Origin of the sequence: Spongorhabdus nitratireducens (genome assembly GCA_947387575.1) — a bacterium.
In the GTDB taxonomy this organism is placed as follows: Bacteria; Pseudomonadota; Gammaproteobacteria; order Pseudomonadales; family Endozoicomonadaceae; genus CANDOC01.
Genome location: CANDOC010000003.1, coordinates 412,340 through 427,181, shown reverse-complemented (window position 1 = coordinate 427,181; position 14,842 = coordinate 412,340). Strand labels below are relative to the sequence as shown.

Genomic DNA, 14,842 nt, shown 5'->3' with positions numbered 1-14,842 from the left:
ATGGTCAACTGAACAGCCAATAGCGAACAGTACTGCTTGTTCCAACCCCTTGAACAGGGCAGTACTTTCGGAATAAAAACGAGAGTAGTCGTTTATGTATGCCGCCAGACGCCAAGAGACCGCCAGAGGCCAGGATATAAAGCAGGCTGCCGGAATAGCCACCGGAAGCTTCAGAACCGGAAATAGTTGTCGATCAGCCAGAACCGGTCTGTCTGCCTATCGCCAGGCCCAGAATGATCCGGTACAACAACGTGTACTGGAACATGTCGATATGGTCAAACGGATTGCACTGCACCTGAATGACCGGCTGGACGGCGGTGCAGAGCTGGATGAGTTGATTCAGACCGGCTTTATGGGCCTGCTGGAAGCGGCACGCCGATATGACACCAGTGATGGCGTACCGTTTGAAGCTTTTGCCCTGCAGCGGGTGCGGGGTGCGATGATTGACGAACTTCGTCGCAATGATTGGTGTCCGCGTACACTCAGACGGCATGCGACAGAAATCCGACGTGTCAGGGAGCGGCTGGAACAGCGTGGAGAAGCATTAACTGAACGCAATATTGCAGCCGCGTTGGAACTGGATTTGCATGAGTACCAGCGGATCTGTTCGCGACTGGACAGTGCCCGGCTGATGAGTCTGGATACTCTGATGGAAGACCGGGGTGATCAGCTGCCACTGGCAGATGATGTAACCGCGGAAGACGGATCGCTACAGGCATTGATGCGGTCTCGCAGAGCCAAGGCGCTGGCGACAGCGATTCACAAATTGCCGTCAAGAGAGCAGCTGTTGCTATCGCTGTACTACGAGCATGAGCTGAACCAGAAAGAGATCGCCAGAGTGCTGGAGCTGACAGAAGCCCGGGTATGTCAGTTGCGGAAACAGGCTCACAACAAGTTGCGGGTGCTGATGTCCGAGTGGGCATAAAGTGCTGCAAGAATTTGCTGTAAAGGTTTTAAAAGGGGCCGGTAGCCGTTGCCGGCAGACGTTCACGGGATGAGCTGTTACCTATCATGTTGTTGATCATCGGAGTTGTACTGGTTGCGGTCAGTATTATGGGCGGGTTTGTCGTTGCCGGCGGCAAGCTGCTGGCACTATGGCAGCCGGCAGAGTACGCCATCATTATGGGCTGTGCTGCGGGGTCGTTTCTGGTAGGTAATTCAAAAACAGTACTGATTTTGACCTGGCAGCAAACTATTCGAGTATTGAAAGGAAAACACTCTTCCCGAGAGGCCTACCAGAAAACTCTGACACTGTTGTATCTCCTGTTTGAAACAGGTCGTAAGTCCGGTCTTGCTGCACTGGAAGGCCACGTAGAAAACCCTGATGAAAGTGAACTGTTTAATGAATCCGGGGTTATCAAAAACCGTCGTCTGACTAACTTTATCTGCGACAACATGCGTTTGCTGGGGCTGGGTAAAGTACAGGCTCATGAACTTGAAGGCCTGCTGGAAAGTGAAATTGAAACCCTGGCAGATGACCTTGGACGTCCGGCCCACTCACTGCATAAACTGGCCGACAGTTTTCCTGGCTTCGGTATTATTGCTGCTGTGCTGGGTATTGTTATTACCATGCAGAAAATGGGCGGCCCGGCCGAGCTGATTGGTGTCAGTATTGCTGCGGCACTGGTGGGTACGTTTATTGGTATTCTGCTGGGTTACGGTGTTTTTGGCCCACTGGCTCAGGCTGTTGAACATGTCGTAGAAGATGATGTTCGTATGTTTGAGTGTGTAAAAACTGCGCTTGTTGCCCATGCTTCCGGTCGTCCTTCTTCCATCGCGGTTGATGCCGGTCGTCGGGTGTTGTTCTCTGAAGTTCGCCCAAGCTTTGAGGAAATGGAAAACTGGTTGCTGGAAAGTCGGGAACAGAACTGAGTGCTTTTCTAGCTATCTGATTCAGGCGGCACTGTCCGCCCTGATCTCATCCGGGCGGAGGGAATCCCCTTTATGAAAGACTCCACCATTATTATCAAGCGCAAGCGCTCCGGCAAATCCAATGCCCATCATGGCGGTAGCTGGAAAGTGGCGTTTGCTGACTTCACCCTGGCGATGATGGCACTGTTTCTGGTGCTGTGGCTGATTGAGGCTTCCTCACCGGCTCAGCGGAAAGCTATCGCACGTTATTTTGCTGATCCCGGTGTATTTGAGGAAAATGCCAGCAATCAGGCGATTGAAATGGATGGACCACTGATTCCGGAAATGCGGGATGCCGAGCTGCCGGAATTGCCAAACAAGCCCTACGGACCGGGACCGACGGGTGTTTATTATGTTGACCCGGAAATAGGAAATATTCTTGCAGCCTGGCAGAAGTCTCCGAACAAAGAGCCCCATCCAAAGAAAATTGAAAATCTGAAACTGGAGCAGTTGCCATCGGGCGTTCGTATTGAACTTTCGGATAGTGATGGCAGGAGTATGTTTGGCAAGAAAGCGGGTAGTTCGACTCTGGAACCTTATTTTGAGGACTTCCTGTTGTCGCTGGCGCCTTATATTCAGAAGTCGAAACGGGCGGTAATCATTCGCGGGCATGCTGATGCCAGACCTTTCCGCAGTCAGAACGGGCGCGATAACTGGGATCTTTCATCCGAGCGGGCTCAGGCTGCAAGGCGAACGCTGGTCTTCGGTGGTGTATCTGAAGACAGAATATTGAGTGTTGCCGGGATGGGCGATAATAACCTGCTGGATAAAGAAGACCCTTACAGCCCGATAAACCGCCGAATTGAAATTGTACTATTGAATGACAAAAGTGCGGAAATGTTAAAGGGCATGCTGGGCGAAGGCGCAGAAAATAAGGATGTGATTGATCTTTCCGAGGTGGCTAATTCAAGAGAGTTTGCCGAGAGTAACCAGTTATAGCCAGAGCGGTATCCTTGGGGGGTAGAGGGCGCTAGAATGAAAGGTATTGCCACTTTTCATCTTGCGCCTGATGCAGACCAATAACAATGCACACTGGCAGTTAGATACATCTTCCAAACCTTCCGGTCAGGAATCTGGCGCTGTTACCGTTGAGCTCTACGGTGCCTGGCTGATATCCCGCGCTATCCCCAAAGCGACAGAACTTGATGAACTGCTGACTGAAGTCGGAAATTCATGTGATGAAGCTATGATCCATCTTGTTCCCGGAGCAGGTTTCGAGTGGGATACCGGGTTTATGTCCTTTTTACTTCAGCTGCATCAGCGAGCTGTTGCTTTTGGGGTGAAGCTGGATCCTTCCAGACTACCTGTCCAATGTGGTCAGCTGTTTCAATTGGCGACGGCGGTTAAACCTGAGCCACCCTCGGCACCGGCTGCGCGATCAATTGTTTCATTGTCCGAAATTGCTGACCTTGTTAAATCGCAGTTGCACTTCGGTGGTGAGGTCACTCTAGCTTTTATAGCGCTGTTGTCAGGACGGGCTCGTACCCGCTTTGCAGACTGTCTGTTCTTTTTCCAGCAGACCGGTCCCAATGCGATTCCCATTATTACCCTGATCAGTGTACTGGTCGGGATGATTCTCGCTTATCTGGGGCTGGTTCAACTGCGCCAGTTTGGTGCCCAGGTTTATATTGCAGATCTGGTCGCAATCGGAATGACTCGGGAAATGGGGGCCCTGATGACCGCTGTTATTCTGGCCGGTCGTACCGGCGCTGCCTATGCCGCACAGTTGGGTACGATGCAGGTGAATGAGGAAGTGGATGCCCTGGTGACACTGGGTATTCGTCCGGTGGAGTATCTGGTACTGCCACGTATTCTGGCTCTGGTTGCTGTCATGCCGCTATTGACGATATATAGCGATGTACTGGGTATTGCCGGTGGAGCTCTGGTTGCGGTGGGCATGGATCTGACCTTTACCCAGTTTTTCCACCATATCAGTCAGACCTTGTCTTTTCATGCGATCCTGGCCGGTTGCTTTAAAAGTATCATCTTCGGTCTGCTGATTGCCATGGCCGGGTGTCAGGCAGGCATGACCTGTGGTCGCTCTTCAGCAGCTGTCGGTGAGGCGACAACACGAGCCGTAGTGTTGGGGATTGTGTATCTGGTAGTGGCAGATGCATTGCTGAATATTATTTATTACAAGCTGGGGATCTGAGTATGGATATTCAGCGGTGTAGTGAATCCGCCATTCAAGTGCGTAACCTGACTTTGAAATATGGCACCCGGCTGATTCAGCAGGATCTGAATTTTGATGTCGATGCCGGCGATATTTTTGTCATTATGGGCGGCAGTGGCTGCGGAAAAAGTACCCTGCTGAAACATATGATTGGTCTGTATAAACCGGCCGAAGGAGAAATCCTTTATGGCGGTCAGAATTTCTTTTCGTCCAGTGAAGCTGAACAGCAGAAAATGCGCCGTAGTTGGGGCGTGACTTATCAAAGTGGAGCCCTGTTCAGTGCCATGACGCTGGCTGAAAATGTAGCATTGCCGCTGCAACAGTTCAGCAATCTTTCGGTCGCCGAAATCCGTGATATTGTAAGTTACAAGCTGGCGCTGGTTGGGCTGGCCGGATATGAAGACTACTATCCGGCCAGAATCAGTGGCGGTATGCAGAAGCGGGCCGGGCTGGCTCGGGCGATTGCAATGGATCCGGATATTCTTTTCTTTGATGAACCTTCTGCCGGATTAGACCCGTTAAGTGCACAGCGACTGGATGAGCTGATTTTGCAGCTAAGAGATTCGACGGGTGCCACGGTGGTGATTGTGACCCATGAACTGGCCAGTATTTTTGCCATTGGCAGCAATGGTGTTTTTCTTGATGCTGAAACCCGAACCCAGTTGGATACCGGATCACCGGAGCAGATGCTGAATCACAGCAGGCATGCCAAAGTCAGATCTTTTCTGGCTCGGGGTGAAATGTCGACAACGCATAACACGCTATCAGGCAGGGAGGCCAGATCATGAGTCAGCGTGCCAATCCGGTTATTGTCGGCGGCTTTATGGCGGCAATGATTATCCTGATTATCGGGCTGTTGCTGTATGTTGGTGGCGGCAGTCTGACCGCCTCCAAAAAACTGCGTTATGAGTTGGTGTATTCATCTTCAATCAAGGGGTTGAATGTCGGTGCCCCGGTTGCCCTGAAAGGCGTCAAGGTCGGTGAGGTCATCAATATTACCGCACGGGTTTACCCGGATAAGCTGGATGTTCTTAACTCTGTTATCGTCGATATCAACCCGGATGCCATTGTACGTGTAGGTTCGGGTGGAGAGCCCAAGGAAGATGTTGTTCAGGCACTGATGGATGAAGGTCTGGCTGCCAAACTGAAAATGCAAAGCCTGTTGACCGGACTGTTGTATATCGAGGTTAACTTTTATCCGATTCGTTCTCGCAATGAGTTCGATATTGCGACTGAGTATCCGCAGATGCCAACCGTACCCAGTGACCTCGAGCAGCTGACTCAGGATCTTGATAGTCTGGACATTCCGGCGCTTGCAGATGACTTCAAAGCGATAGCGGAAGGTTTAAGGAAGCTGATAGACAATGATACAGCACGAGCCTTGCCCGCCAATTTGAACCGTACCGTAGTTTCCTTTGGTCGTATGGCTGAAGAAATGCGACAAATGGCGGCAACCATGAAGGCAGATATGGCGCTGGTCAGGCAGGAGCTGGTTCCCATGGCTGCGGAGCTCAGGGAATTTACTGCAACGGTTAATGAGAACACGCCAAAAACCCTGCAGCAGCTTAATGCTGTTTTAGCTGAACTGGAAAACACCCTGGCATCAACCCGGGAGACGCTGGAGCGAACTGAAGATCTGATGGCTCCGGATTCCTCTTTGTTATATCAGGTCAGGCAGAGTGCAAAAGATGTCAGCAGGGCTGCACGTGCTGTAGAAGAAATGGCTGAGACGCTGGAAGAAAAACCCAGTGCGCTTCTTTATGGCAAATAATCAGACAGGAAAATGATTGTGACGAAACTGAAGGTAATCTTGTGCCTGCTATTCGTTGCTGTTTTGAGTGCGGGCTGTAATACGACACCAAACTATAGTTATTTCACCCTGAAAGCGCTGGCAGAGCCTGTGAATAATTCTGCTACAGCAAAACCGGCTCACTTAACTGTAGGAATTATTCCGGTTAAAGTGCCTGAATGGCTGGATAACAAGAAAATAACCTACAGCGACGGCGGTTATCGTATTCTCCAGACCGGTCATCAGCGTTGGGGTGAGCCTTTGCCTCAGTTGTTGACCCGAACCCTTGCTGCCAATCTGATGCAATTGCAGCCCGGTCTTACTGTTTTGAGCGGGCCATGGGATGTTTCACGGCGACCTCAAGAGCGTATCAGGGTTGAGGTTCTGGAGTTATCTGTTTCGGCAAAAAAACTGGTGTTGGTGACCCGCTGGCAAGTGGAGTCCGATCACCATCAGGATCAGTTGGTGAAGGTGTCAAGGTTGGAGCTGGTGTTAGTGGACAGGGAGAGTGAAACGGTCGCAAGGGGGGTAAGCGACCTATTAACTCGTCTGGCTGCTGATATTTATCAAACTCTGTAATGCTCGATGTGCCTGTACGAAAATATGCAGTCGATGGTTGTCGTCTTGGCCCCATACGCTGACCGGTAACAATGCGCCCTAAAGAATATTCCAGAGAAGTACATTGCTCGGAAGGCGGTATTCTGAAAAGGAAGGGCTGAGCTTCTGGATCCTGCAAATAGGTTTCGGGAATTCTTCTAATAAAACGCTGTATTACTCCCATGTTAGCGTTAATAAAGCAGGCAGACATAATTTGTTCTGCTGCATCTTCAAGCGGAATGTTGGTTAATGCAACTGATTGAATGTTCTGTGTCAGGCAAGCTGATAACAGCGTTTTTTTTCCTGCATACAACAGCAGGACTGGCTCTTCGACGATATTAATAAAATCGTTTAGCTGCTCCCAGGAGGGATCCTCTAGGTAGTAAACAGCCTGTTGCCTGAACTCATGGTAGATTTGATGATTTTCGCGACAGCCATGCCTTACAATTCTTGGCAGTAGTGTAAAAGGTGAGCCATAAAGTCTGACCAGAGGCATTGTCAGGTGCCAGGCAATGCTGGCCATGTGCGAGTGACGCCATAGAGTATCCGGGGTGTTTTGAGTCGCACTCATTTCTTCCCTTTCAATATTATCGAGCTGGCATTTTTCGTTGTACCAGCGAAGTAAAAGTGTCAGAAGCCCATGTCTGAGATCAGGTTTTTCATTTAAGGCGGTATAGGGCGGTGCGATACTTCCTGATTCTGACGAACCTAGCAGTAAACGCAGTATTTTTACAAAACCCGGATTCGTTTGTGATGATGAAATAAGTGCACAATACCGTTTGATTGCTGCATCGATTTCTTTAGCGTTCTTTATTTTGTTTCTCAAGATCCAGCACATTAACGTTACAACGGCTCGAATGTGTTCTGATTTATACTCCGGTGTATAAAAGAATCGTGGAAAGCCTGATTTAGCTGGAGGCTTTATCGCAGGCTCAAACATGGCATCAAAGCCAATATTACCGACATACCCTTGAACCGTTGTGAAAAACAAATGCAAAACCGCCAGGGGAGGACGTTTAAAGTCTTTGAATTCCAGTGCGTACTGGAAAGAGGGAAGCCAATAGATAATGCGAATCCAGTCTGAGGGAATTGCATTACATGTAATATCTGCGCTGGGTTCATCCGGAGCTTCCAGATTGTATGAACAGCCTGTGAAATCAATTTGTTTTCGGAATAAGGATTTTCCCGGGAAAGTACACAGCCAGGGCGTTTCGCCATCATACTCGGATAGACGGATTATATGGACATCTGAGTCCATATAATAATCTTCAGCTGAGAGCACGACGGCTGCAACAGGATCGCCTGTCATCAGATAGAAAGTGGTAATGAGTATGGCTTTCACCGTGCTCTGAAGTAGCCTGAGAGTCATGGTGATCACTTTTAACAAGTTGGTTGATTTAGTTGTGAGAGCCCTCCGAATGAAAAATAGAGTCTGCAGGTTGCAGCCTGAACCTGATGTCTGAAGTGCGGTTAAACGGAATTAAATGGTACATACTTGCACTTATGAAACTGTTATGACTTATTTTCAACTGCCTGACTGAAGGGGTTTTGTCGTTTTATTCGGCAGTGCGAGTATAGACAGATTTAAAGCATGTTGAATTGAAATAGCGCGATAAGCGGGAAAATAGAAGAGTTAATATGCTGGGCTGCCGGGCGAAGGGAGCAGCTATAAGCGGCTCCCCTCAGACCGAGTTCAATCAGACACGTTGAAGGTTGGCGGAAGCCTCTGCAATTGCTTTTTCTTCCGGTGTCTCATGCTTTTTCAGATGAGCGTACCACTGGCTCATGCCCACAAAGACACCACCACCCAGAATATTGCCGATCAGTACCGGGATCAGATTGACAGTAAATACATTGGCTACTGTCAGGTGTGAGAAGTCGGCAGCGGTATAACCGGTCATATGCCAGAAGGCGTCCGGTGCAATGTTCTTGATCACAACTGCGATAGGCAACAGGTACATGTTGGCAACAACGTGCTCACCACCGGAGCCAACAAATGCCGCAATACCCATCATGCAGGCAAGGATTTTGGTTGTGGTGTCTGTCGTGCAGATGCACATCCAGTAAGTCAGGCAGACCAGCAGGTTACAGATAATACCCAGTGCGATGGCCTGACCAAAACTGTGGCTCATTTTGCTCTTGGCAATATACAGCGCCTTGATACCGACTTCGCCATGGGCAAACAGATACTGTCCACAGGCAATCATCAGCGCCACCATCAGCAGGGAGCCGACAAAGTTGCCGCTGAATACGATACTCCAGTTACGCAGAATCTGACTGGCGGTAAGTTTGCCTTCCGCGCGACCCATGATTAGCAGGGTATTACTGGTGAACAGCTCGGCACCGGTCAGAATCACCAGAATCAACGCAATACTGAAGCCCAATCCGCCAATAAATTTGGACATACCGTAGGGCATATCACCGGCACCCGTGAAGATGACGGTATAGAACATACCCGCGATGGCAACATAAACACCGGCCAGAATAGCCAGCATAAAAGTTACCTGCGGTGTGCGGTCGGATTTGGCGGCTTTGGCAACGGCGACTTTAACGGCGTAGGCGGCGGCTTCTGCCGGCGCAACGGTGTTAGTCACCAATTGTGGTGTCTGGTTCATGGTCTGTGCCTGTCTGCAGTATAAAACGGAGAGCGAAATGCCGGTCGGAATCGCGTGAGCGGGGGGATGCGAATGGTTCCGGTGAAAGTGACATTTCGGCGAAGAAACCTGCAAATAATAAACGCTGGAATAAACCGTGGTAGGGGTATTATCCGTGAGGCTATACGGGTTGAACGCCGGGGTGATGGCAGATCAAAGAAAATCCTGGCTGTGCTAGCCATGCAGGAAGAATACTGTTCGGTGGATGCTTATGGTGGTTTAAAAACGCCTTATACGAATACTTAAATAAAGTTGAATTAATATCCCGCTGTGCTTGGCTGTTAGGAATTCTATTGGCAGGTCACTGGGTGAATCACCGTATATGATCAAGCATTCAGAATCCGATATAGCAGTTGAGCTTCAGGGACAAACGCCGGGACTGTTATCTGCAATGGGTCCGGGCATTATGATGGCAGCCGCTGCCATTGGTGGTTCCCATCTTGTAGCTTCAACCCAGGCCGGAGCGCTGTTTGGTTGGCAGCTGGCCGGATTAATCGTGCTGGTTAACCTGTTCAAATACCCTTTTTTTCAGTTTGGTGCCCGCTATACCGCGGCAACCGGAGAGTCACTGCTGGCAGGTTATGCCCGGCTGGGGAAAGGCTGGTTGTTTCTTTTTCTTGTGCTGAATGCTTTTGCCGGTACCGTCAATATTGCGGCATTAATCGGGCTGACAGCTGCGCTTTTGACCTGGTTTATCCCTGGCGTACCTGTTCCCCTGCTGATCTGGCCAGTAGTTATTGTCAGTTTGTTAATTGTATTGCGTGGTCATTACAGCGTGGTCGACAGGGTAAGCCGATGGATTGTTGCCTTGCTTGCTGTAGTGACTGTTGTGGCGACAATACTGGCTTTGGTAAAAGGGGCTGTTGCTCCCCCTGAATTTGTCAGCCCCAACCCCTGGACTTTGACATCACTGGGTTTTCTGGTGGCGCTGATGGGATGGATGCCAGCACCGCTTGAAGTTTCGGCGATGAACTCTGTCTGGAGTCTTGGCAAGAAGAAAGAGCGGGGATCATTAACCGTCAGGGAGTCGTTGTTCGATATGAATGTCGGCTATGTCGTGACGGCAGTACTTGCTTTGTTCTTTCTGGGACTGGGCGCTCTGGTTATGCATGGCAATGGCGCAGAGCTTGCTACCAGTGGTGCGGCTTTTACCCGGCAGCTGGTAAATGCTTACGCTTCGGCGATCGGGCCATGGAGTGTGTGGCTGGTGATTATTGCCGCCTTTTGTTGTATCTACAGTACCGTGCTGACATGTATTGATGGGTATAACCGGGTTACATACAGCGCCTGGCGAAATCTGGGTGATAACAGTCGGGAATTAAGAAGTAGTGGCTCCATGCAAAGTCCGGCTCTTATTTTGGTTATGACCGGCTTGTCTCTTTCAGTCGTGCTGCTTTTTCCCGGTACACTGCTGGCAATGCTTGAATTCGCCATGATTGCGGCATTTCTGACAACACCTTTCATTGGCTGGATGAATCTCAAAGTTATTCGCAATGAACCGGTGCCTGTACCTCATCGGCCGGGATTCTGGCTAACACTCTGGGCAGGTGCAGGGCTGATATTTCTGTTTGGTTTTGCCGCCCTCTTTGCAGTCTGGCACTGGCTTATGTAGCGCGTAGTGGAGCAGGCTGGTGCTATTGAACCTGCAGAATATCCCGATAGATCTGGTTTTTGGTCAGGACCCAGGTTTTTTCGGCCGAGCTGCCATCCAGAATGGCAATGGATGACTGGGTTTCTTCAAAGGCCTGTAATGCATCGAGTAGTGATGTTTCCGGATCCAGAAAAGCAACTTGCCGGGCCAGCGATTCCACTTTGACGTGATCAGCGCCATTTGCCAGCTGCTGAGCGATATGACGATACAGCACTACACCACAGGGGCGGGCTTTACCACGCTTGCAGTGGCGGGTAACGATATAGCGTTTGTCCGGTTGTTCTGCCAGCAGTGTCTGTAGTTCAGCCAGGGTGGCATCGGCAGGAATCCAGGGTTTCTTCTCGAGCGGTGTTGACGGAATTTCGCTGATAGTACGCTGGTCAAGATCCAGTACCTGTTGAGCCATCTTGCGTTCTTTCTTGCCGATAACACCTGACTTGCCAAAATGCTTGAGAATAAATTTCAGCTCTGATCGACTCAGCTTGCTGCGATTGCGCTTTTTGAATAAACGGGCCCAGATCAGAGTGAACCAGAGCAGAGGCTTCAGCAGAAAGCAGATCTTTCGTACTGAGCCGGCACTGGCAATCATAATGCGGTCGGCAAACTGCACTGCAATCAGCTTGGGAAGAACTTTGGCAAAAACCAACATGCCGTAAGTCAGCAAGCCTGTAAAAACAGCCAGCCCGGTCTCTTCAAACAGGCTTCCGGCCATCGCACCTATGGCTGAACTTCCGGCAATACTGATCAGGGTGATCAGAATGACTATGGATGAAAGATGGGCATCTTTATGATGAATGACGTAGCGAATGTCGCTTTCATTGGCGGGTTTGTGTTGCAGGATATACGCCAGTCGTAGCTCGTCGATATAGATAATGGCGGATTCAATAACGGAAAAGACAGCGGTCAGAAAAATCAGTAATAGTGTCAATACTGCAATCTCTAGCATGGTTTCCTCCCTGAAACGTGCTGATCTTATATCGACAGTTTGCGCCTTTTCTGTAGTTTTTGTCACCCCGAAAGCATAAAAATGTTGCAAAAATATTAAACAAACGCAGTTTGTTGTCTTATTTATAAAGCAACTGTCTTTTGTTCCAAGGCGGCTTTTAATTCATTTTTTTCTGTTTTTAATTTGCGTAGTAGATCAACCGCAGACTGCAGAATATCTCTTATTGGAGTCTGGAATTCATCAACATACCACTGGATATAACAGCCATGGATCATGGCCAGAACACTGGCGCTCATTTCCGGTGTCAGCGTGAAAGTCTCTGTGGATAACTTTACCAACAGGCTTTTTTGATGGCGTTTCCAGGCCCGGGCTACCTGTTCCCTGACCATGGGTTGGCGCTGTGGTGTCAGGATGATGCCCAGGATCACGGCTAAAGCTGTAGGGTTTTTCTGCAAGGTTCGGGTTGTGTAATCAAAAAGTTCTGACAGCCGTTCAACAGGACAGTCACTTTTTAGTGGCGTTTCCAGCAGCTCCTGTTCGAGCTCGGTGAAGATGCGTTGTACGGCCTCGGTGACCAGCAGCTCTTTGCTTTCAAAGTGCCAAAGTACACTGCTTTTGGCGATACCGGCCTCACGGGCGATACGATCAAGCGAAACGGTTTGATAGTCTTCGGTTTGCAGCAGGTGGATCGTTGCATCGAGGATTCGCTGCTTACTGAGTGCTCCCCGGCGTGTTGTGGCAATGTCGTTCATGTATACGGCGTTCAGCTTTATTGTTCTAGTTATACCGGCGCATTCTATACGACATTAATCTGCTTGGCATTAGGGGGTGTTGGGATAGAGAGGCCTCTGGTTAAATATCCCTGCTGCTGAGAAAAAACCATTCCTTCAGCATTTTTATTTGATCGGCCAGCCAGTAGATTGTAGATACAAACTCCGGGCGGCGACTGTTAATGCTGTTGTATCCAAGGCTGGCTGCCTGTTCGAGCCAGATTTCCTCATCTTCAAAGAAATAAACATCCCGGGGTTTGTACATTGGACGCTCTACAGTGACAGAACGTTTAAATCCACAGACCCTGCGAGTCTCACTGACGTCAATGGTTGCCAGTTGTAATGCCTGTTGAATCACTTCGCTTTTGTTGCTGCTAACGTTGATACCGTCTACTTGCTGATTAATCATTTCCTGATTGAAAATGCTGAGACATGCGGTCAGTGATTCAGTGGCACCATACCGTTCCCTGAAAAAACACCGAATTGCTGAAGGGTGCCAACTGCCATGAGTGATGATCATTAATTTGATATTGCCTGTCATAACATCGTCGATAGCTGCATTCAGGGCTCTGACCAGACACCGCATGGGTTCGACGGCCAGAGTCCAGACCAGGCCCGCTGGAGCCAGACCAATGGATGTGTTCCAGCTTTGCGCTACGGAATACGAATCTGTGATACCGCCGGAAGGACCATCACTGCCAGTCTTCCAGGCTTCAAATGTAGCCTCTTCCATCCAGTGAAACTGATCTTTGGTCAGCATTTTCTGAAAATGGGGGGAGCTTTCCAGCAAGCTCGGTTTGCTGCCGTATTTTTCGATCGATATTTTTCCCTGCTGTTCGACCTTTACACCGTGCCATAGTGTTTGATCCATATCGAACACCAGCACATAGCGTCTCATTGGGTAAACCTTTTGTTACCACATCACTCTTCACAGGCTCTAATTATGACGTTATATCTGCGATAAGGCGGGAAACTGCCTCATTTGCGGAGCGCACAGCACCTTCAAGGGAGCCGGGTAGCATGGATACATGCTCTCCTGCGAAGTAAATATTATTTTCAGGTCGGGCCAGCACAGGCAGATGTTTCATACCGCCAGGGCGAAAGCTGAGGTAGGCGCCGTGATGGAAAGGCTGCTTATCCCAACATACTGCAATGCCGGTTTTTTTATCCGCGGTGATCCCCGGAAGAATCTCTTCGAGAATCAGGCTGCCTTTTTCAACCTGCTCATCAAGCGTCATATTGGCTACGGCCCTGGCCGGGTCACCGATGGTATGAATTTCCAGTACATCCATCGATATATCGGACAGATGATTGGTATGATCTTCAATAATCATCGACGGACGATCAATAACTGACTGGGCACTTTTCAGTCCCTGTTGTCTGTGTGCCGGGCTGCATTGAAAATAAACTCTGGATACTGACGTGTAACTGTCAGCCAGTTCAGCAATGACCGCTGATTTGTCACTGTTCAATTCCGGTGTGAACTCAACCTGCTTTAGTACGGGCAAAGGCAGGGTACATAAAAGCGCAGCCCCTTCAATCTCGATAATTTCACCTTCAGCTGTCTTTGCCTGAGCACAGATGCCGTCTTTAGTCTGCGTGACCTTGATCAGTGGTGTTTCTGTGAGCGGTGCTGAGTCGAGTTGCTGTAGCAGACACGTGATAATGTTGTCGTTACCGTTTTCGACAGCAAAAAAGTTATCGACATCTCTCTTATGTCCGCAGCGCATCAGGTATTGTAAAGCTGACAGGTGCTCGATGCCGTCGCCTAATAGTGCCGCTGAACTGAAGTTTGCGATCAGGTAAATTTCGCATTCACTGGCGCCTTCACGCCGTAGAAAATCTGCCAGTGACAGCTCGTCCAGAGCCAGCAGTTCGTCATTAAGATTGAAACAATTGGTATCCGGCTTCAAATGTTCCAGTCGAGCGGCATCTATATAGTGTCGGAGCAGACCGGAGACAGAACATTGCTTCAGATTGTCCGGCAAAATTCGTGCGCTACAGGGCTCATTGATATCGTGCCACTGGTTAGCCGCCCGGTACCGGGCATTATCAATGCGCTGTTTCAGTGATATCAGGTTCAGATCAAGCTTCTTTAATAAACCCAGTAGTGCGGTATCAGCGGAGGTTATCGCCATTGCTCCGGCTTCAGCATACAGTCCGTTGTCAAAAGGCTGGCGTATGGTTTTGACCCGGCCCCCGATACTGTCAGAAGCTTCCAGAATAGTGGTAGTAAAGCCCTGTTGTTGCAGGTCATAGGCAGCAGTCAGCCCCGCCAGTCCGGCTCCTGCAATAATAATATGATTCGAATCCGGCATTGTTCTCGTCCGCCATTCTGGTAGCGACAGTAT

13 protein-coding genes are annotated in these 14,842 nt (G+C 49.6%); 8 read left to right on the top strand and 5 right to left on the bottom strand.

What is annotated here, in order from left to right:
• Positions 1–94: 94 nt before the first annotated feature.
• From fliA to ACYZZ0_RS08405, 7 genes are all read left to right on the top strand, one after another.
• The gene (gene fliA, locus ACYZZ0_RS08435) at positions 95–925 is read left to right on the top strand and encodes an RNA polymerase sigma factor FliA (RefSeq protein WP_461536160.1); all 831 of its coding nucleotides are present in this window, start codon (positions 95–97) and stop codon (positions 923–925) included.
• A gap of 86 nt (positions 926–1,011) precedes the next feature.
• The gene (motA, locus tag ACYZZ0_RS08430; RefSeq protein WP_461536159.1) at positions 1,012–1,872 is read left to right on the top strand and encodes a flagellar motor stator protein MotA; all 861 of its coding nucleotides are present in this window, start codon (positions 1,012–1,014) and stop codon (positions 1,870–1,872) included.
• Positions 1,873–1,944: 72 nt separating this feature from the next.
• Positions 1,945–2,850: a flagellar motor protein MotB gene (locus ACYZZ0_RS08425; RefSeq protein ID WP_461536158.1), complete on the top strand. Its 906-nt coding sequence runs from the start codon at positions 1,945–1,947 to the stop codon at positions 2,848–2,850.
• A 46-nt stretch (positions 2,851–2,896) separates the two neighbouring features.
• Positions 2,897–4,063, top strand: a complete 1,167-nt coding sequence (locus ACYZZ0_RS08420) for an MlaE family ABC transporter permease (protein ID WP_461536157.1) — start codon at positions 2,897–2,899, stop codon at positions 4,061–4,063.
• 2 nt (positions 4,064–4,065) lie between these two features.
• The gene (locus ACYZZ0_RS08415) at positions 4,066–4,872 is read left to right on the top strand and encodes an ABC transporter ATP-binding protein (protein ID WP_461536156.1); all 807 of its coding nucleotides are present in this window, start codon (positions 4,066–4,068) and stop codon (positions 4,870–4,872) included.
• Positions 4,869–5,855: an MlaD family protein gene (locus tag ACYZZ0_RS08410; protein ID WP_461536155.1), complete on the top strand. Its 987-nt coding sequence runs from the start codon at positions 4,869–4,871 to the stop codon at positions 5,853–5,855. The genes ACYZZ0_RS08415 and ACYZZ0_RS08410 overlap by 4 nt, the downstream gene beginning before the upstream one ends.
• 12 nt (positions 5,856–5,867) lie before the next feature.
• The gene (locus ACYZZ0_RS08405) at positions 5,868–6,452 is read left to right on the top strand and encodes a PqiC family protein (RefSeq protein ID WP_461536154.1); all 585 of its coding nucleotides are present in this window, start codon (positions 5,868–5,870) and stop codon (positions 6,450–6,452) included.
• 1,715 nt (positions 6,453–8,167) lie between these two features.
• Here the strand turns inward: ACYZZ0_RS08405 and ACYZZ0_RS08400 are convergent.
• A complete protein-coding gene (locus ACYZZ0_RS08400; RefSeq protein WP_461536153.1) occupies positions 8,168–9,085 on the bottom strand; it encodes a formate/nitrite transporter family protein in 918 nt (305 codons plus the stop codon).
• A 361-nt stretch (positions 9,086–9,446) separates the two neighbouring features.
• On the opposite strand from ACYZZ0_RS08400, the gene ACYZZ0_RS08395 reads away from it, so the two are divergent.
• Positions 9,447–10,736, top strand: coding sequence for an NRAMP family divalent metal transporter (locus tag ACYZZ0_RS08395; RefSeq protein WP_461536152.1), 1,290 nt, complete (start codon positions 9,447–9,449; stop codon positions 10,734–10,736).
• Between the two features lie 22 nt (positions 10,737–10,758).
• Here the strand turns inward: ACYZZ0_RS08395 and ACYZZ0_RS08390 are convergent, their stop codons facing one another.
• From ACYZZ0_RS08390 to ACYZZ0_RS08375, 4 genes are all read right to left on the bottom strand, one after another.
• Positions 10,759–11,721 (bottom strand): CNNM domain-containing protein, encoded by a 963-nt coding sequence (locus ACYZZ0_RS08390; protein ID WP_461536151.1) that lies wholly within the window; start codon positions 11,719–11,721, stop codon positions 10,759–10,761.
• A gap of 122 nt (positions 11,722–11,843) precedes the next feature.
• Entirely contained in the window at positions 11,844–12,473 is a 630-nt protein-coding gene (locus ACYZZ0_RS08385) for a TetR/AcrR family transcriptional regulator (RefSeq protein WP_461536150.1), read from the bottom strand.
• 100 nt (positions 12,474–12,573) lie between these two features.
• Complete coding sequence (locus tag ACYZZ0_RS08380; protein WP_461536149.1) at positions 12,574–13,389, bottom strand: hypothetical protein; 816 nt, start codon at positions 13,387–13,389, stop codon at positions 12,574–12,576.
• A gap of 43 nt (positions 13,390–13,432) precedes the next feature.
• Positions 13,433–14,809, bottom strand: coding sequence for a flavin monoamine oxidase family protein (locus tag ACYZZ0_RS08375; RefSeq protein ID WP_461536148.1), 1,377 nt, complete (start codon positions 14,807–14,809; stop codon positions 13,433–13,435).
• Between the last annotated feature and the right edge of the window lie 33 nt (positions 14,810–14,842).